The organism is Burkholderia sp. MBR-1, from assembly GCF_013822785.1.
GTDB lineage: Bacteria > Pseudomonadota > Gammaproteobacteria > Burkholderiales > Burkholderiaceae > Burkholderia > Burkholderia vietnamiensis.
The window spans coordinates 1,112,483-1,129,315 of record NZ_CP053611.1 but is presented as its reverse complement, the minus strand read 5'-3'; the positions used below and the strand labels follow the sequence as shown (position 1 = coordinate 1,129,315).

Annotated in this window: 14 protein-coding genes; 7 read left to right on the top strand and 7 right to left on the bottom strand. The window is 69.1% G+C overall.

Going from position 1 to position 16,833, the window contains the following annotated elements:
* Positions 1-21: 21 nt before the first annotated feature.
* The 6 genes from MBR110_RS29360 to MBR110_RS29335 form a co-directional block, all read right to left on the bottom strand.
* Positions 22-1,215 (bottom strand): polysaccharide biosynthesis/export family protein, encoded by a 1,194-nt coding sequence (locus MBR110_RS29360; protein WP_181709606.1) that lies wholly within the window; start codon positions 1,213-1,215, stop codon positions 22-24.
* Between the two features lie 118 nt (positions 1,216-1,333).
* Complete coding sequence (locus tag MBR110_RS29355; RefSeq protein WP_181709605.1) at positions 1,334-1,726, bottom strand: hypothetical protein; 393 nt, start codon at positions 1,724-1,726, stop codon at positions 1,334-1,336.
* On the bottom strand, positions 1,726-2,178 hold the full coding sequence (locus tag MBR110_RS29350; protein ID WP_014725568.1) for an arsenate reductase/protein-tyrosine-phosphatase family protein: 453 nt from the start codon (positions 2,176-2,178) through the stop codon (positions 1,726-1,728). The genes MBR110_RS29355 and MBR110_RS29350 overlap by 1 nt, the downstream gene beginning before the upstream one ends.
* Before the next feature lie 8 nt (positions 2,179-2,186).
* Complete coding sequence (locus MBR110_RS29345; protein ID WP_034194356.1) at positions 2,187-3,557, bottom strand: undecaprenyl-phosphate glucose phosphotransferase; 1,371 nt, start codon at positions 3,555-3,557, stop codon at positions 2,187-2,189.
* A 41-nt stretch (positions 3,558-3,598) separates the two neighbouring features.
* Positions 3,599-5,128 carry a mannose-1-phosphate guanylyltransferase/mannose-6-phosphate isomerase gene (locus tag MBR110_RS29340; protein ID WP_014725566.1) on the bottom strand — a complete coding sequence of 510 codons (1,530 nt, stop codon included), beginning with the start codon at positions 5,126-5,128 and terminating at the stop codon, positions 3,599-3,601.
* A 652-nt stretch (positions 5,129-5,780) separates the two neighbouring features.
* Positions 5,781-5,957: a hypothetical protein gene (locus MBR110_RS29335; RefSeq protein WP_181709604.1), complete on the bottom strand. Its 177-nt coding sequence runs from the start codon at positions 5,955-5,957 to the stop codon at positions 5,781-5,783.
* A 118-nt stretch (positions 5,958-6,075) separates the two neighbouring features.
* Between MBR110_RS29335 and MBR110_RS29330 the strand changes: the two genes are divergently transcribed.
* From MBR110_RS29330 to MBR110_RS29315, 4 genes are all read left to right on the top strand, one after another.
* A complete protein-coding gene (locus tag MBR110_RS29330) occupies positions 6,076-6,999 on the top strand; it encodes a LysR family transcriptional regulator (protein WP_176315348.1) in 924 nt (307 codons plus the stop codon).
* A gap of 97 nt (positions 7,000-7,096) precedes the next feature.
* Positions 7,097-8,503 (top strand): FAD-dependent tricarballylate dehydrogenase TcuA, encoded by a 1,407-nt coding sequence (gene tcuA / locus MBR110_RS29325; RefSeq protein WP_059895906.1) that lies wholly within the window; start codon positions 7,097-7,099, stop codon positions 8,501-8,503.
* Entirely contained in the window at positions 8,490-9,707 is a 1,218-nt protein-coding gene (gene tcuB, locus MBR110_RS29320; protein WP_309486124.1) for a tricarballylate utilization 4Fe-4S protein TcuB, read from the top strand. Before tcuA ends, tcuB begins: the two co-directional genes overlap by 14 nt.
* Positions 9,708-9,772: 65 nt before the next feature.
* Positions 9,773-11,089 (top strand): MFS transporter, encoded by a 1,317-nt coding sequence (locus tag MBR110_RS29315; protein ID WP_014725561.1) that lies wholly within the window; start codon positions 9,773-9,775, stop codon positions 11,087-11,089.
* A 69-nt stretch (positions 11,090-11,158) separates the two neighbouring features.
* Here MBR110_RS29315 and MBR110_RS29310 read toward each other — a convergent pair whose 3' ends face one another.
* Positions 11,159-12,277, bottom strand: a complete 1,119-nt coding sequence (locus MBR110_RS29310) for an MFS transporter (RefSeq protein WP_181709603.1) — start codon at positions 12,275-12,277, stop codon at positions 11,159-11,161.
* 295 nt (positions 12,278-12,572) lie between these two features.
* Between MBR110_RS29310 and MBR110_RS29305 the strand changes: the two genes are divergently transcribed.
* The 3 genes from MBR110_RS29305 (at position 12,573) to MBR110_RS29295 (ending at position 16,806) form a co-directional block, all read left to right on the top strand.
* Positions 12,573-13,610, top strand: coding sequence for a LacI family DNA-binding transcriptional regulator (locus MBR110_RS29305; RefSeq protein WP_081071286.1), 1,038 nt, complete (start codon positions 12,573-12,575; stop codon positions 13,608-13,610).
* 200 nt (positions 13,611-13,810) lie between these two features.
* A complete protein-coding gene (locus MBR110_RS29300) occupies positions 13,811-15,592 on the top strand; it encodes an IlvD/Edd family dehydratase (RefSeq protein ID WP_011879750.1) in 1,782 nt (593 codons plus the stop codon).
* A 32-nt stretch (positions 15,593-15,624) separates the two neighbouring features.
* A complete protein-coding gene (locus tag MBR110_RS29295) occupies positions 15,625-16,806 on the top strand; it encodes a fumarylacetoacetate hydrolase family protein (RefSeq protein WP_175984218.1) in 1,182 nt (393 codons plus the stop codon).
* The last annotated feature ends 27 nt before the right edge of the window (positions 16,807-16,833 follow it).

Genomic DNA, 16,833 nt, shown 5'->3' with positions numbered 1-16,833 from the left:
TCGCTGCGACGCGGCGGGCGATCATTTCGCGACGAGCGCGCCGGTCATGCCGGCATTGATCGCGGGCAGCAGCAGCGACAGCACGCGGCTGAAGCGCACGAGGCCGTTGCCGTCGACATAGACGACGTCCTTCGGCGCGAGCCTGAAGTCGTTCGCGAGGACCATCGCGACCGGCGACTTCGCGTCGAGATGGAACACGTCCGGCGTACGCGAGCCGCGCGCGCGGATCACGTACACCTGCGCGGTGTCGGCGGTGCCGCTGTTGAAGCTGCCGGCCTGCTGCAACGCGTCGCCGAGCGTGAGCGACCCGTCGCGCAGCGGCAGCGCGAGCGTCGGCTTCGTGACCTCGCCCATCACGTATGCGCCGCTGTCCTCGCGCGACTGCACGCGCAGCACGTCGCGATTGCGCAGCAGGATGCGCGCCGGGTCGATCCGCCGCGCGACGAGCCGCGACAGGTCGAGCACGTAGCGCGCGTCGCCGCGCAGCAGCTCGATCCGGCTGCGGTCGGCGGTGGGCTGCAGGCCGCCCGCACGATCGAGCGCCTCGATGAGCGTCATCGGCACGTCGTTGATCGGCTGGTTGCCGGGATTGCGCACCTCGCCTTCGACGTAGACCTGCTGGCTGCGGTACGACGTGACGCGCACGGTGACCTGCGGATCGCGGAACGTTTTCGCGAGCGCGACGCGGAACGCATCGCGCACCTCGGTCGTCGTCCTGCTCGCGACCGCGAGCGTGCCGACATACGGAAACTGCACGCTGCCGTTCTCGTCGACGACGAAGCCGCCGACCGGGTCGCTCGGCCGTTGCGTCGACGACGTCTGGGTGGTCGGCGCCGCCGCGGACAGCTCCGGGTGGTCCCACACCGTGATCTGCAGCACGTCGCCCGCGCCGATGCGGTAGCCGCCCTTCGCACGCTCGGCCAGCAACGCATCGACGTTCGCCGACCGGTCGCCGGCGTCGCCGCCGCGCATCCGCTGCAGCAGGTCGACGTCGATCTCGCGGATCGGCACGTCGAGCGCCCGCGCCGGCTCGCCGTTGCGCGCACTGCTCAGCTGAAGGGCCGGCGCGTCGTTCATCCGCATGCCCGGTGCGACCGCGCAGCCGGCCACGACAACGGACAGCGCGAGCGGCGCCAGCGCGCGGCCCCAGCGGCCCGGTCGGCCCCAGCGGCCCCAGTGGCCTGCGGTCGATACAACGTCTGATGCTCGATTCATTGCGGCCTCGTATGTCGGGCTGTCGTTGCGTCCGTCGCGGCAGCAGGCGCACGGCGGCTCTCGTTTCGTTGCGCGACGGCGAGCGTCCGTGCGCGCCGCTCGCATGCGTTGCGGTCGGTCACCATGGCGAGCGAGCCCACGGTGGCGCGAGGCCGGGCCAGTCGTCGCGCGCACCGTCCTGCGCGCCGCGAGTCGGAACCGCGACGCGGCGCGCGTGGCCGGCGCGCGGCACGCCCGGCAGGTCGGGCGCGTCGAGCGAGAACGCACGCATGCGCCGCTCGATCGGCAGCAGCGCGTAATAGCCGGCTGCCGGCACGGCAACGCCGGACGCGGCCGCCGGCTTTGCACGCGCGCCACGCGCGCCATCCGCGCGCGACGGCGCGACGTTCGCGAGGCTGGCGAGCCCACGCGCGGACACCGTCAGCGCAGCGGCCGCACACGCACCGCCGTGCGGCGCCGCTGCGCCGATCGCGCACGCAAGCATCGCGAATCGCAGCACGCGCCGTCGCATCACGCGCCTCCATGTGCGGCGGCGGCCGGAATGCGCACGATCCACTGCGCGACCGCGCGCTCGATATGGGCGGCCACGGCATCGAACACGTCCGCCGACTTGCCGACCGGATCCTCGATATCGCGCTTGGTCGCGTGGTCGAGCTGGAACACGCGGCCGCGCGCAAACGGATAGCGGCGTTCGATTTCGCGGCACTGGACGAGCGTCATCGCGAGAATCAGCTGCGAGGCGCGCACGTGGCCCAGATGCACGGGCTGCGCGATATGCGGCGTGAGGTCGAAGCCGCGCGCGCGCATCGCGTCGATCGCGGCCTGCGCGGCGGGCCGCCCGGCCAGCGCGATCAGTCCCGCGCTGCGCACCTGGATGAACGGCAGCGCCCGCGCAAGCATCGCGCTCGCCATCGGGCTGCGGCATGCGTTGCCGTCGCAAACGATCAGAATGCGTTCGATCATGGGCGGCCTCAGTACGCGTTCGGATGCACGAAGCCCTTCAGCACCGTGGCCGCGACGATTCGCATGTCGAGCCCGAAGGACCAGTTGCGCAGGTAATAGAGGTCGTGCTGGACGCGCCCGACCATCTTGTCGAGTTGGTCGGTTTCGCCGCGATAGCCGTTGACCTGCGCCCAGCCGGTGATACCGGGCTTGATCCGGTAGCGATGGATGTAGCCGTCGACGAGCGGCCGGTACAGATCGTCGTGCTCGATCGCATGCGGCCGCGGCCCGACGACCGACATGTCGCCGCGCAGCACGTTGAAGAACTGCGGCAGTTCGTCGAGGCTCGTGCGGCGCAGGAATGCGCCGACCCGCGTGATGCGCGCATCGCCGCGCGTGGCCTGACGCACGACGCCGGCCGGGTCGGCGTGTACGCGCATCGTGCGGAACTTGTAGATGCGAAAGACGCGGCCGTCCGCGCCTTTCCGATACTGCGTAAACAGCACCGGGCCCGGCGACGACAGCTTCACCGCGACGGCGATCGCGCCGAGCAGCGGCGCGAGCGCGACGAGCGCCGCCGCCGCGAACACGCGGTCGAACAGCGCCTTCTGCAGCAGCGCGCGATGCGACATCGGCGACGCGACCAGATTGATCGCGGGCATCCCGACCAGATCCATCATCGTGCCGCCGAGCCACGCGATGCTGCGCATGTCCGGCATGAAGCGGATGTTGACGAGGTCGTCGCCGAACGCCTTCAACACGCGCCGGATCGTGCGCTCCTCGCAGATCGGCACCGCGAGCCAGATTTCGGTGGCCGCTTCGGCGCGCACGGCCGCGGCGAACGCGGCGAAGTCGGTGATCGCCGGAAGCACGCCGTTGGACGCGCCGGCCGGATCGTGGAACAGCACCGGGCGAAAGCCGCTCGCGGGCGACAGCGCGAGCGTCTCGATCACGCGCACCGCATAGGCGCCGCTGCCGACGATCGCCACCTTGCGCAGGTTCAGGCCCGCATGCCTGACGCGCGCGAGCATCGCATACGCGAGCATGCGCATCGCGATGAATCCGCATCCGGCGATGCCGGTCCAGTACGCGAACCACAGGCGCGACACCTGATCGGCCCGATGCAGCGCGAACAGCAGCACCAGGTTGCAGGCCTGCACCGCGATCCACGCGGCGCTGATGCGGCTGATCATCGCGATCCACGAGCGCCCGCGCCACGACTGATACACCTGCAAGGCCGGAAACACGGCGAGCGTCAGCATCACGACGAACGGCACGACCATCGCGTCGGATCGGCCGAGCGGATCGTCGGCGAAGCGCACATGCGACGCGACGGCCGCCGCGGCCACCACGACCACCGCGTCGAGCACGCGCGCCACCATCGACTGAACTCCAAACATGGGCTTTCTCCACGCGGCGCACGAGCGCGCCGCAATCGCGGTCACACGCGTCCGTAGGCGTCGTCGAAGCGGACGATGTCGTCTTCGCCGAGATAGCTGCCGGTCTGCACTTCGATGATTTCCAGCGGCAGCCGCCCCGGGTTTTCGAGCCGGTGGCGCACGCCCATCGGGATGTACGTCGATTCGTTCTCGCCGAGCAGGAACTGCTCGTCGCCGCGCGTGACCGCCGCGGTGCCTTTCACGACGGTCCAGTGTTCGGCGCGATGGTGATGCATCTGCAACGACAGACGCGCGCCCGGATCGACGACGATCCGCTTCACCTGAAAGCGCTCGCCGCGATCGACCGAGTCGTAACAGCCCCAAGGACGCCGCACGAGCCGATGCGTGTCGGCTTCCGCGCCGCGCTCGGCCTTGATCCGTGCCACCAGCGACTTGACGCCCTGAACCTGCTCGCGGTTCACCACCAGCACCGCATCGGGCGTCTCGACCACCGCCACGTTGCTGACGCCGACGCACGCGACGAGCCGGCCCTCGGAATGCGCGTAGCACGCGGCTGCGTCCTCGAACATCACGCGCCCGCGCCCGGCGTTGCCGTTCGCGTCCTTGTCGAGCGCGGCCCACACCGCGTCCCACGAACCGAGATCGGACCAGCCCGCGTCGAGCGGCACCGCAACGGCCGTCGGCGGTTCGGCGAGCGACGAGAGCCGCTCCATCACCGCGTAGTCGATCGAGTTCGACGGACACGCGGCGAACGGCTGCGCGGCCGGATGGAAGCAGTCCGCCGCGGCGGCGCCGTCGCGGATCGCGGCGACGCACGCGTGATGAATCTCCGGCGCAAGCGCGGCGATCGCACGCAGCCACACGCTGGCGCGCACGACGTAGATCCCGCTGTTCCACCAGTGCGACCCGGACGCGACGTAATGCGCGGCGATTTCCGGCGCGGGCTTCTCGACGAACGCATCGAGCGCGAACGCGCCCGCGGCGCCGTCCAGCGCCACCGGCATGCCGGTGCGCAGATAGCCGAAGCCCGAATCGGCATGCGTCGGCCGCACGCCGAGCGTCGCGAGGCAACCGAGCTGCGCGTAGCGCAACGCCGTCTCCATCGCACGCTCGAAAGCGGCCGTATCGGCGATCGCGTGATCGGCCGGCATCACCGCCAGCACCGCATCGCCGTGCCGCACGCGCGCGAGTTCGGCCGCGAGCGTCATGGCGGGCGCCGTGTCGCGCCGCGCCGGCTCGACGATCACCTGCGCGCGCAGCTCGCTCGCCGCGAGCTGGCGCACCGTGATGTGCCGATGCGCATCGCCGCACACCACCTGCGCAGCGGCCAGCTCGAACGTCGCGGACAGACCGCGCACGCGACGCAGCGTCGATTCCAGCAACGATTCGTCGCCGACGAGCTGCGTCAGCTGCTTCGGATGCTGCTCGCGCGACATCGGCCACAGCCGCGTGCCCGCGCCGCCGGCCAGGATCACCGGCACGACCGCGGCGGCGGCGGCGGCGCCGCGGCCGGGTTCGTGCAGATCCGCAGCGGCAATGCGCGCATTACCGATGGAAGCGAGTTCGCCCATTTTTGCGCTCCTCAATACAAGCTCTTTTCACATGCGCGGAAATGCCGGACGCGTTAAGCCCTCGGTATCCCGATGCATCGCACATTCGCCGCGAATGCGATTCATTCGCGCGAACCAATCAATTAATTCGAATGCCCTTATGAAATCGAATTCGCGACTAGCGGACCCACGCCACGATTCGCGAGGGCCATGCGGACGTTGAACGCACTGCAGCCTGCTCGAAAGCGCGCATCGCACCGTTATGTACAGGCGCGGAAAACGGCTCGATAACACGCAATGGGGCGACGGACATGTCGTGCCGCAGCAATCCGCAATGGACGCGCGAGCGGACCTCCTCCGTCGATTGAAGGCCCAGCCCCGGCCGCCTTGCCCCCACGGCGCGGCCGGTGATCGGAATGCTTGTGTAATTCATGGTTGGTCTAACGTTATGGTATTAACTACTGCGGCACATGGCATTTAATGCAGGTTCCGTGCCACCGCTGCGCATTCTGATGCTGCAGCGCGGAAAACCATCGATAAACCAATGACCTAGGTGTGCGGGCCAATAATCTGAATAAATCGAAACAGGCCGGTGTAACGTTTGCGCGAATGCCGCGTTCTCGGCCGTTACGTAACGACACGCCGTAACGCAGATACGTTACGGATTGCGAGATCACACGCGGCGGGCGATTTTCTGCGCGAGCAAATCATTCGCCCGTTTCATCCATGAATAATCGAATATCGCAATAGCGCCGCGCGGTTCATCCATGAATCGATGCGCGCTTGAGCGCATGCGAATAACGACAAAAAGAGAACCGCTCCGCTGCGGGATTCGAGTCGCGACGTTCATGCGCACCGGCGATCCGGTAGCGATCCGGTAGCGATCCGGTGGCGATCGGAAAGCGATTCGCGCGACGCATCGCGCGTCGGCTGCGACAATGTCGCCGTCGCATCAATTCGAGGCATCGATGGAACTCAGGCAACTGCGCTATTTCGTCTGCGTGGTCGAGCACGGCAGCATGGGCAAGGCAGCGCTGGAGCTCGGCGTCGTGACGTCGGCGCTGAGCCAGCAGATCAGCCGGCTCGAGAGCGAGTTGTCCACGCGCCTGCTGCAGCGAACCTCCACGGGCGTCGTGCCGACCGACGCGGGGCTCGCCTTCTGGCGACAGGCGCAGCTCGCGTTGCGCCACATCGACGATGCGGCGCTCGCCGCCCGTCAGGCGCGCCTGTCCGGGCACGTCAGCGTGGGGCTCGCGCCGAGCACCACGGGCGTGCTCGGCCTCGCGTTCATGAAGGCGATGCGGCTGCGCTATCCCGAGGTGCGGCTGCGCATGGTCGAGAGCCTGTCCGGCTACCTCGGCGCGATGCTGAGCGCGCGGCAGATCGACCTGGCCGTGCTGTTCCGCGAGGAGCCCGCGCAGCGCTGGAGCGTCATGCCGCTGCTCGACGAGCATCTGTTCGTGATCGGCTGCGCCGGCCAGCCCGGCATGCCCGAAGGGTCGCCCGTGGGTCTCGCGCAACTCGGCGCGCTGCCGCTGATCCTGCCCAGCGGCCCGCATGGCTTGCGCGCGCTGCTCGATGCCGCGTTCGCGCGCACCGGCTTTACGCCGCACATCACCGCCGAAGTCGACGGCCTCGCGATGCTGATGGACGCGGTGCGCGGCGGCCTCGGCGCGACCATCCAGCCGGGCGCGGCGCTCGCGCGGCTCGAGAATGCGGCGCTCGCGAGCGTTCCGATTGCCGACGCACATGCGACGCGGCCCAACCTGATCGCGAGCGTGTCCGACGACGAGCTGTCGCCGGCCGGGCTGGCCGCGCGCGTCGTACTCGCCGACGTGGCGCGCGAAATCGTCGCGGCCGGCCGCTGGCCGGGCGCCACGCTGCGCACGTAGCCCTTCCCTTCACGAAAACTGAAGACGTGTTGCCGTCCGCGTGATGGCGGCGTGTCGCGTCGATCCGTAGAGTCGCGTCTCAAAGGAGACAACTCAGATGGTCGACGTACTCGTGATCGGCGGCGGCAATGCCGCGCTCTGCGCCGCGCTGATGGCGCGCGAAGCAGGCGCTTCGGTGCTGCTGCTCGAATCGGCCCCGCGCGAATGGCGCGGCGGCAACTCGCAGCACACCCGCAATCTGCGTTGCATGCACGACGCGCCGCAGGACGTGCTGATCGGCGCCTATCCCGAAGAGGAATACTGGCAGGACCTGCTGAAGGTGACCGGCGGCATCACCGACGAGGCGCTGGCGCGGCTCGTGATCCGCGCGTCGTCGACCTGTCGTCCGTGGATGCAGGCGCATGGCGTGCGCTTTCAGCCGCCGCTGTCCGGCGCGCTGCACGTCGCGCGCACCAACGCCTTCTTCATGGGCGGCGGCAAAGCGCTCGTGAACGCCTATTACCGCAGCGCCGAAGCGCTCGGCGTGCAGATCCGCTACGACACGCCGGTCGACGCGATCGAACTTGACGGCGCGCGCTTCGTCGCCGCGCGCAGCGGCGCGCAACGCTTCGAGGCACGCAGCTGCGTGCTCGCGGCAGGCGGCTTCGAATCCAATCGCGCATGGTTGCGCGAAGCGTGGGGACAAGACGAGCGCGGCGAGTGGCCCGCCGACAACTTCCTGATCCGCGGCACGCGCTTCAATCAGGGCGTGCTGCTGCGCTACATGATCGACGCCGGCGCGGACGCGATCGGCGATCCGTCGCAATCGCATTGCGTCGCGATCGACGCCCGCGCGCCGCTGTACGACGGCGGCATCTGCACGCGCATCGACTGCGTGTCGCTGGGTGTCGTCGTCAACCGCGACGCAGAGCGCTTCTATGACGAAGGGGAAGACTTCTGGCCGAAGCGCTATGCGATCTGGGGCCGGCTCGTCGCGCGGCAGCCGGGCCAGATCGCCTACTCGATCATCGACGCAAAGGCGCTCGGACGCTTCATGCCGCCGGTGTTTCCCGGCGTCCGGGCCGATTCGCTGCCGGAACTCGCGCGCGGCCTGAAGCTGCCCGAGCACGCGTTCGTCGCCACGCTGAACGCCTACAACGCGGCCTGCCGCGGCGGCACCTTCGACCACACGACGCTCGACGACTGCCGCACCGAAGGGCTCACGCCGGCGAAGACCCACTGGGCGCGCCCGCTCGACACCCCGCCGTTCTTCGGCTACGCGCTGCGACCGGGCATCACGTTCACGTACCTGGGGCTCAAGGTCAACGAGCGCGCACAAGTCCATTTCGGCGGGCAACCGAGCGACAACCTGTTCGTCGCGGGCGAAATGATGGCCGGCAACGTGCTCGGCAAGGGCTATACGGCCGGCGTCGGCATGTCGATCGGCACCGCGTTCGGACGTATCGCCGGCACTCAGGCGGCGAAGGCCGCGCAATCGACTGGAGTTCAACGTGCAGAATCTTGAAGAACGCATCCACGACGCGCCGCCGGCCGCGCGCGTCGCTCGCACCGAGCGCGCCGAACCCCCCGCGCACGCCGCCGGCCGGCCGGTCATTCGCCTGCAGCCCGTCACCGACAACGAAGCCGAAGTCGCGCGGCAGATGAGCATCTGCAATGCGTGCCGCTATTGCGAGGGATTTTGCGCGGTCTTCCCCGCCATGACGCGCCGGATGGCGTTCGCCAAGGCGGACGTCAACTACCTCGCGAACCTGTGCCACAACTGCGGCGCGTGCTATCACGCATGCCAGTACGCGCCGCCGCACGCGTTCGCCGTCAACGTGCCGAAGGCGATGGCGCAGGTCCGCTTCGATACCTACGTCGAGTACGCGTGGCCGGCGCCGATGGGCAAGCTCTATCAGCGCAACGGACTCACCATCGCGCTCGCGCTCGCCGTCGGGCTCGCGCTGTTCCTGATACTCGGCGCCGCGCTGAACGGGTCGCTGCTGAGCGGCGCGGCGCACGGCAACTTCTATGCGGTGTTTCCGCACAACCTGCTGGCGGCGATGTTCGGCGGCGTGTTCGGCCTCGCGATGCTCGCGCTCGGCAACGGCGTGAAGCGGTTCTGGCGCGACGTGTCGGCCGGCACGGCGAGCGTCCCGGCCGTGGCGGAAGCGGCGCAGCACGCGCTCGCGCTGACCTATCTCGGCGGCGGCCACGGCGACGGCTGCAACGAGGCGGACGATGCGTTCACGCTCGCGCGACGCCGCTTCCATCACTTCACGTTCTACGGCTTCATGCTGTGCTTCGCGGCCACCGTGACGGCCACCTTCTATCACTACGCGCTGAACCTGCATGCGCCGTATGCGTTCGCGAGCGTCCCCGTGCTGCTCGGGACGGCGGGCGGAATCGGCCTGCTGATCGGCCCGGCCGGCCTGCTCTGGCTCAACCTGCGGCGCGACCCGGCGCGGACCGATCCGAAGCAGCGCCCGATGGATCGCGGCTTCATCGCGCTGCTGATGCTCGTGAGCGCTTCGGGGCTGGCGCTGCTCGCATGGCGTGACAGCGGCGCGATGGCGTGCCTGCTTGCCGTCCACCTCGGCATCGTGATGGCGCTGTTCGTCACGTTGCCGTACGGAAAATTCGCGCACGGCGTCTTTCGCTGCGCCGCACTGCTCAAGGCGTCGATCGAGAAGCGGCAGGCCGCTCGCCTGCAACCGAGCCCGGACTGATCCGGGCCATGCGAAGCGGATCGGCATCGCGCCAGATCCGCCCACCACACCATAGGAGACAACTCATGCATCGCTTACCGTCAGACGCGCCGGTTCGCGCCGCCGCCCGCCCGTCGAAGCTCGGCGCGGTCCTGCGCGTGACCAGCGGCAATTTTCTCGAGCAATTCGACTTCTTCCTGTTCGGCTTCTACGCGACCACGATCTCGCGGGTCTTCTTTCCGACGGCGAGCGAATTCGCGTCGCTGCTGCTGACGTTCGCCGTGTTCGGCGCCGGCTTCCTGATGCGTCCGCTCGGCGCGATCGTGCTCGGCGCCTACATCGACGAAGTGGGACGGCGCAAAGGCCTGATCGTCACGCTGTCGATCATGGCGAGCGGGACGGTGCTCATCGCATGCGTGCCGGGCTATGCGACGATCGGCGTCGCCGCGCCCGTGCTGGTGCTGCTCGGGCGGCTGCTGCAGGGCTTCTCCGCGGGCGCGGAACTGGGCGGCGTGTCCGTCTATCTGGCGGAAATGGCGACGCCGGGCCACAAGGGCTTCTACACGAGCTGGCAGTCGGCGAGCCAGCAGGTCGCGATCGTCGTCGCGGCGGCCATCGGCTATCTGCTCAATCATCTGCTGACGAGCCAGGAGATCGGCGCATGGGGCTGGCGCATTCCGTTCTTCATCGGTTGCGCGATCGTGCCGGCGATCTTCCTGCTGCGCCGCTCGCTGCAGGAAACCGCAGAGTTCAACGCGCGCACCCACCGGCCGCGGGCGCGCGAAGTCTTCGCGACGATGCTGAAGAACTGGCGGACGGTGTTCGCCGGCATGCTGCTCGTCGCAATGACCACGACCACGTTCTACCTGATCACGGTCTACACGCCGACGTTCGGCAAGGCGGTTCTCAAGCTCTCCACCGCCGACAGCCTGATCGTCACGTTGTGCGTCGGCCTGTCGAATTTCGTGTGGCTGCCGGTCGGCGGCGCGCTGTCGGACCGCATCGGCCGCAAGCCGATTCTCGTCGCCGTGACGGTCCTGGCGATCGCGACGTCGTACCCGGCGCTCGCGTGGCTCGCCGGCGCACCGAGCTTCGGCCGCATGCTGGCCGTGCTGTTGTGGCTGTCGTTCTTCTTCGGCATGTACAACGGCGCGATGGTCGCCGCACTCACCGAAATCATGCCCGCCAACGTTCGGGTGGCCGGCTTCTCGCTGGCGTTCAGCCTCGCCACCGCGGTGTTCGGCGGCTTCACGCCCGCGGTGTCGACCTATCTGATCGAGCTGACCGGCGACAAGGCGGCGCCCGGCTACTGGCTCAGTTTCGCCGCGTGCTGCGGGCTGTGCGCGACGCTTGCGCTGTATCGCAGCGGAGGCGCCGCCGAACGCGCCGCTTCGCCTGCATGATGTTGGTCGGGCGGCGGTGCGCCGGGAATACGGCAGGTCGCCCGCCGCGCCGCATGCGACCACGCCGTGCTACCGCTCGGCCGGCGGCACCAGGATGCTGCGCGGAATCGACAGGATCAGCACGCAGCTGATCAGCAGGCACGCGCCGAGCGCATAGGTGCCGTTGTTGATGTTGCCGGTCATTTCCTTTGCGATGCCGGTGATCATCGAGCCCGTGAAGCCGGACAGGTTGCCCACCGAATTGATCAGCGCGATGCCGGCGGCCGCCGCCGTGCCCGACAGGATCTGGCCGGGGAACGTCCAGTAAATCGGCATCAGCGCGAGGATCGCGCAGGTCGCGATGGTCAGGAACACGATCGACAGCGCCACGTTCTGCGCGCACGCGGCGCTCGCGATCAGGCCGACGCCGCCGATCAACGCGGGAATCGCCGCATGCAGCCGGCGCTCGCCGGTCTTGCGCGAGTGCGATGCGTTCCACAGCATCGCGAAAATGGCCGTCAGATACGGAATCGCGGTGAGCAGCCCGATATGCAGCGGGCTGCGCACGCCGGACGCGCGGATGATCGACGGCAAGCCCTCGAGCAGCAGCATCCACTGCCAGCCGCTCATACCCGACAGCCCGTGCGTCTGCTCCATCAGCCAGCCGGACACCACGCTGCCGAGCGTCAGGCTCAGCGGAATCGCGACCAGGAAGCCCGACATCGCGACGCTCTGGCGACGCGCCGGGAACCAGTAGTTCATGTACAGGATGACGCCCGGGAAAAAGCCGGCTTCGCACAGGCCGAGCAGGAAGCGCAGCGCGTAGAACATCGTCGACGTCTGCACGTGGAAGAACTGCGCGAGCGGCACGATGAACGCCATCGACGACGACACGATGCCCCACGTGATCATGATCCGCGCGATCCAGAAGCGCGCGCCGTAGCGATGCAGCAGCAGGTTGCTGGGCATCTCGAACAGGAAATAGCCCCAGAAGAAGATGCTGGCGCCGAGCGCATAGACGCCGTCGCTCAGGCTCAGGTCGTCGAGCATCTGCAGCTTCGCGAAGCCCACGTTGACGCGGTCCAGATACGCGACGACGTAGCACAGCAGCAGCAAGGGCAGGATGCGCCGCATCACCCTGCGATAGACGGCGTCTTCGGACAAGTCGGCCGCGGCCGGCGCAGCCGCGGTCTGTGTGATGGTTGGCATCCGTTCGTCTCCTGATTGTGTAGGTCTTCTTATCGGCACGCTCGCCGGGCCGGCGATGTTACCGATAACATCCTGCGGCAAAAAAATCCGCCGACGGGGCGACGGATGCCACCGGCGCTCTGATACCGGTAACGCCCAGCAACGTAGCACGCCGGGACCGGCCAGTTCAAGCGCCAGCCGCCGAGTGGTTTCCCTAGTACGCGCGCGGCGGCAACGGGCGCGCGGGCGCCGCTCGGCACGCGATCCGGCACCGGTATGATGTAGCCTTCACATGCTTCTTTTGACAGCAATTCCGATGCCCAGTCCCACCGCCGTCCGGCCCGCCGGGCCGCCCCGCATGTCCGACGTAGCGCGCCTGGCCGGCGTATCGAAGATGACCGTGTCGCGCGTGCTCGCCGGCCACAGCGTGGCCGCCGACACGCGTGAACGGGTGTGCCGCGCCATCGACCAGCTCGGCTACGTCGCCGATGCCGCAGCCGGCGCGCTGTCGTCGGGCCGTTCGGAATTCGTCGCGGTGCTGGTGCCGTCGCTGTCGAGCTCCAACTTCTCGGACACCGTGCGCGGCCTCACCGATGCGCTCGAACCGCACGGGCTGCAACTGCTGCTCGGCGATACCGACTACGACCTCGAACGCGAAGAACGGCTGGTGCGCTCGATGCTGCGCCACCAGCCGCGCTGCGTCGCGCTGACCGGCGCGCAGCACACCGACGCGACGCGCAAGCTGCTGGCGCGCTCGGCCATTCCGGTGGTCGAGATGTGGGATCTGCCCACGCGCCCGATCGACGCCGCGGTCGGGTTCTCGAACGTGCGCGCGGCGCGCGCGATGGTGCGGCATCTGGCCGAGCGTGGCTATCGGCGCATCGGCTTTCTCGGCGGCGCGAGCGAACTGGACCGCCGCGGCCTGGACCGGCTCAAGGGCTATCAGGCCGAAATCAAGGCGCTCGCACTGGGCGAACCGCGCGTCGTGCGGCTCGGCGATTCGCCGATCACGATGAGCCACGGCGGCCCCGCGATGGCCGCGCTGCTGGACAAATGGCCGGACACCGATGCGGTGATGTGCGTGAGCGACATGTCGGCGTTCGGCGCGATCATGGAGTGTCACCGGCGCGGGCTGGCCGTGCCGGCCGACATCGCCGTGGCCGGCTTCGGCAACTTCGAAGTGGCGACCTGCTGCCATCCGACCATCACGACGGTGTCGGTCGATGCGTACGGCATCGGCCTGCACACGGGCGAGGCGCTGCTGGCCGCGCTGCACGCGCGCGACGGCGGCGAGCCGCTCGAATCGCGCAGCATCCGGATCGACTACACGATCGTCGCGCGCGAAAGCGCGTGACGCGCTGACCGCCGCCGGCCCGCTCCGCCACGCGCGAACGCGCGACGCCCTGCCACGAGCGCCGCGCCGCCTTCCGCGCAAATTCCTTTCCGCAACGCAAAACCACCGTGCTAACATCCGCTCGATGTTACCGGTAACTATCCGGCACGCACAACGCACGACTGTCCCGCACGACAGTCCTATTCGGAGACAGCCTCGCCATGGCAAACACCCCACGCCGCCTGCGCAGCCAGGAGTGGTTCGACGATCCCGCGCATGCGGACATGACGGCGCTCTATGTCGAGCGCTTCATGAACTACGGGTTGACGCGCGACGAGCTGCAGTCGGGTCGCCCGATCATCGGCATCGCGCAGACGGGCAGCGACCTCGCACCGTGCAACCGCCACCATCTCGAACTGGCCGAGCGCGTGCGCGCCGGCATTCGCGACGCGGGCGGCATTCCGATGGAGTTCCCGGTGCACCCGCTCGCCGAGCAGAGCCGCCGGCCCACCGCCGCGCTCGACCGCAACCTCGCTTACCTGGGGCTGGTGGAAGTACTGCACGGCTTTCCGCTGGACGGCGTGGTGCTGACCACCGGCTGCGACAAGACCACCCCCGCCTGCCTGATGGCCGCGGCCACCGTCGACATGCCGGCCATCGTGCTGTCGGGCGGGCCGATGCTCGACGGCTGGCACGACGGCAAGCGCGTCGGCTCAGGCACGGTGATCTGGCACGCGCGCAACCTGCTCGCGGCAGGCGAGATCGACTACGAAGGATTCATGGCGCTGACCACCGCGGCGTCGCCGTCGATCGGGCACTGCAACACGATGGGCACCGCGCTGTCGATGAACAGCCTCGCCGAGGCGCTCGGCATGTCGCTGCCGGGCTGCGCGAGCATTCCGGCCGCCTACCGCGAGCGCGGCCAGATGGCCTACGCGACCGGCAAGCGCGCGGTCGAGCTGGTGCGCGACGACGTGCGTCCGTCGCAGATCATGACGCGCGCCGCGTTCGAGAACGCGATCGTCGTCGCGTCCGCGCTCGGTGCGTCGACCAACTGCCCGCCGCACCTGATCGCGATCGCGCGCCACATGGGCGTCGAGCTGAGCCTCGACGACTGGCAGCGCTTCGGCGAAGCCGTGCCGCTGCTCGTCAACTGCATGCCGGCCGGCGAATATCTCGGCGAGAGCTTCCATCGCGCCGGCGGCGTGCCCGCGGTGCTGCGCCAGCTCGATGCGGCCGGCCTGCTGCGGCGCGATTGCATGACGGTGTCCGGCCGGCCGATCGGCGCGATCGCCGATGCCGCGCCGCCCGCCGATCGCGACGTGATCCGCACGCCCGATGCGCCGCTCAAGCACGGCGCGGGCTTCATCGTGCTGTCGGGCAACTTCTTCGACAGCGCGATCATGAAGATGTCGGTGGTGGGCGACGCGTTCCGTCAGACCTACCTCGCCGAGCCGGGCGCCGAAAACACCTTCGACGCACGCGCGATCGTGTTCGACGGCCCCGAGGACTACCGCGCGCGCATCGACGATCCGCAGCTGAACATCGACGAGCGCTGCATCCTGGTGATCCGCGGCTGCGGCACGGTCGGCTACCCGGGCAGCGCGGAGGTCGTCAACATGGCGCCGCCCGCGGCGCTGGTGAAGCGCGGCGTGACGTCGCTGCCGTGCATGGGCGACGGACGCCAGAGCGGCACGTCGGCCAGCCCGTCGATCCTGAACATGTCGCCGGAAGCGGCGGTGGGCGGCGGCCTCGCGCTGCTGCGCACCGACGACCGCATCCGCGTCGACCTGAACCGCCGGACCGTCGACGTGCTCGTCGACGAAGCGGAACTCGCGCGGCGCCGCGAAACCGCGACGTTCGCCGCGCCGCCGGCGCAAACGCCGTGGCAGGAGCTGTATCGCCGCTTCGTGGGCCAGCTGTCCACCGGCGGCTGCCTCGAGCCGGCCACGCTGTATCTGAAGGTGATCGAACGGCACGGCAATCCGCGCCATTCGCATTGATCCAACGTCCCACGACTCCAGCCGAGCTCATCATGCGTACTCTTTCCGTCTCCGACTGCCTGCCGCACGATCTCGCGCAGGCGCTGCTGATCGGCCGCGTATGGCGGCACGACGGCGTCCACGCGGGCCCGAGCGTCGTCGCCGTGCGCGGCGGCGAACTGATCGACATCACGCGCACCGTGCCGACCACCGCGGACCTGTTCGACCGCGCCGACGCCGTCGACCTCGCGCGCAGCGCGCCGGGCGAATCGCTCGGCCGCGTCGAGCCGCTGCTGCAGGCCGCGCTCGACGGCACGCCTGGCGCGGCGCAGCTGCTCGCGCCGTGCGACGTGCAGGCCATCAAGGCCTGCGGCGTCACGTTCGCCGTCAGCCTGATCGAGCGCGTGATCGAGGAACAGGCCGGCGGCGATCCGGCGCGCGCGCGCGAGGTGCGCGAAGCGATCACCGCGACGCTCGGCACCGACCTGTCGAAAATCGTGCCCGGCTCGGACGCCGCGCTGCGCCTGAAGGCGGAACTCGAGCGGCGCGGCGCGTGGTCGCAATACATGGAGGTCGGCATCGGCCCCGACGCCGAGGTGTTCTCCAAGGCGCAGCCGATGTCGGCGGTCGGTTTCGGCGCGGACGTCGGCTTGCTGCCGGCATCGGTATGGAACAACCCGGAACCGGAGATCGTGCTGGCCGTCGCCAGCGACGGCCGGCCGGTCGGCGCGACGCTCGGCAACGACGTCAACCTGCGCGACATCGAAGGCCGCTCGGCGCTGCTGCTCGGCAAATGCAAGGACAACAACGGCTCGTGCGCGATCGGCCCGTTCGTGCGGCTGTTCGCCGACGGCTTCACGCTCGACGGCGTGCGGCAGGCCAGCGTGTCGCTGCGCGTCGAAGGCGCCGATGACGGTTTCGTGCTCGACGGCATCAGCCACATGCGCGAGATCAGCCGCGACCCGACCGATCTCGTCGCCCAGACCTGCGGCGCGCATCACCAGTACCCGGACGGCTTCATGCTGTTCCTCGGCACGATGTTCTCGCCGATCCAGGATCGCGACGCGCCGGGCGCCGGCTTTACGCACCACCTCGGCGACCGCGTGACGATCGCGACGCCCGCGCTCGGCGCGCTCGTGAACACCGTGCGGCTGTGCACGGAGATCGCGCCATGGAGCTTCGGCGTGCGCGCGCTGTATGCGAACCTCGCGGCGCGCGGCCTGCTCGGCGAGTGAGGCTGCCTGCCGCGCAGCGTCATGCCG

Bases quoted from the DNA above. Each gene is read 5' to 3' on its own strand.
- tcuA (WP_059895906.1), top strand. From the start codon at position 7,097: ATGGTCGACGTACTCGTGATCGGCGGCGGCAATGCCGCGCTCTGCGCC.
- MBR110_RS29350 (WP_014725568.1), bottom strand. From the start codon at position 2,178: ATGATCGAACGCATTCTGATCGTTTGCGACGGCAACGCATGCCGCAGC.
- MBR110_RS29315 (WP_014725561.1), top strand. From the start codon at position 9,773: ATGCATCGCTTACCGTCAGACGCGCCGGTTCGCGCCGCCGCCCGCCCG.
- MBR110_RS29305 (WP_081071286.1), top strand. From the start codon at position 12,573: ATGCCCAGTCCCACCGCCGTCCGGCCCGCCGGGCCGCCCCGCATGTCC.
- MBR110_RS29335 (WP_181709604.1), bottom strand. From the start codon at position 5,957: ATGAACGTCGCGACTCGAATCCCGCAGCGGAGCGGTTCTCTTTTTGTC.
- MBR110_RS29330 (WP_176315348.1), top strand. From the start codon at position 6,076: ATGGAACTCAGGCAACTGCGCTATTTCGTCTGCGTGGTCGAGCACGGC.
- MBR110_RS29345 (WP_034194356.1), bottom strand. From the start codon at position 3,557: ATGTTTGGAGTTCAGTCGATGGTGGCGCGCGTGCTCGACGCGGTGGTC.
- MBR110_RS29310 (WP_181709603.1), bottom strand. From the start codon at position 12,277: ATGCCAACCATCACACAGACCGCGGCTGCGCCGGCCGCGGCCGACTTG.
- MBR110_RS29360 (WP_181709606.1), bottom strand. From the start codon at position 1,215: ATGAATCGAGCATCAGACGTTGTATCGACCGCAGGCCACTGGGGCCGC.
- MBR110_RS29355 (WP_181709605.1), bottom strand. From the start codon at position 1,726: ATGCGACGGCGCGTGCTGCGATTCGCGATGCTTGCGTGCGCGATCGGC.
- MBR110_RS29340 (WP_014725566.1), bottom strand. From the start codon at position 5,128: ATGGGCGAACTCGCTTCCATCGGTAATGCGCGCATTGCCGCTGCGGAT.
- MBR110_RS29300 (WP_011879750.1), top strand. From the start codon at position 13,811: ATGGCAAACACCCCACGCCGCCTGCGCAGCCAGGAGTGGTTCGACGAT.
- MBR110_RS29295 (WP_175984218.1), top strand. From the start codon at position 15,625: ATGCGTACTCTTTCCGTCTCCGACTGCCTGCCGCACGATCTCGCGCAG.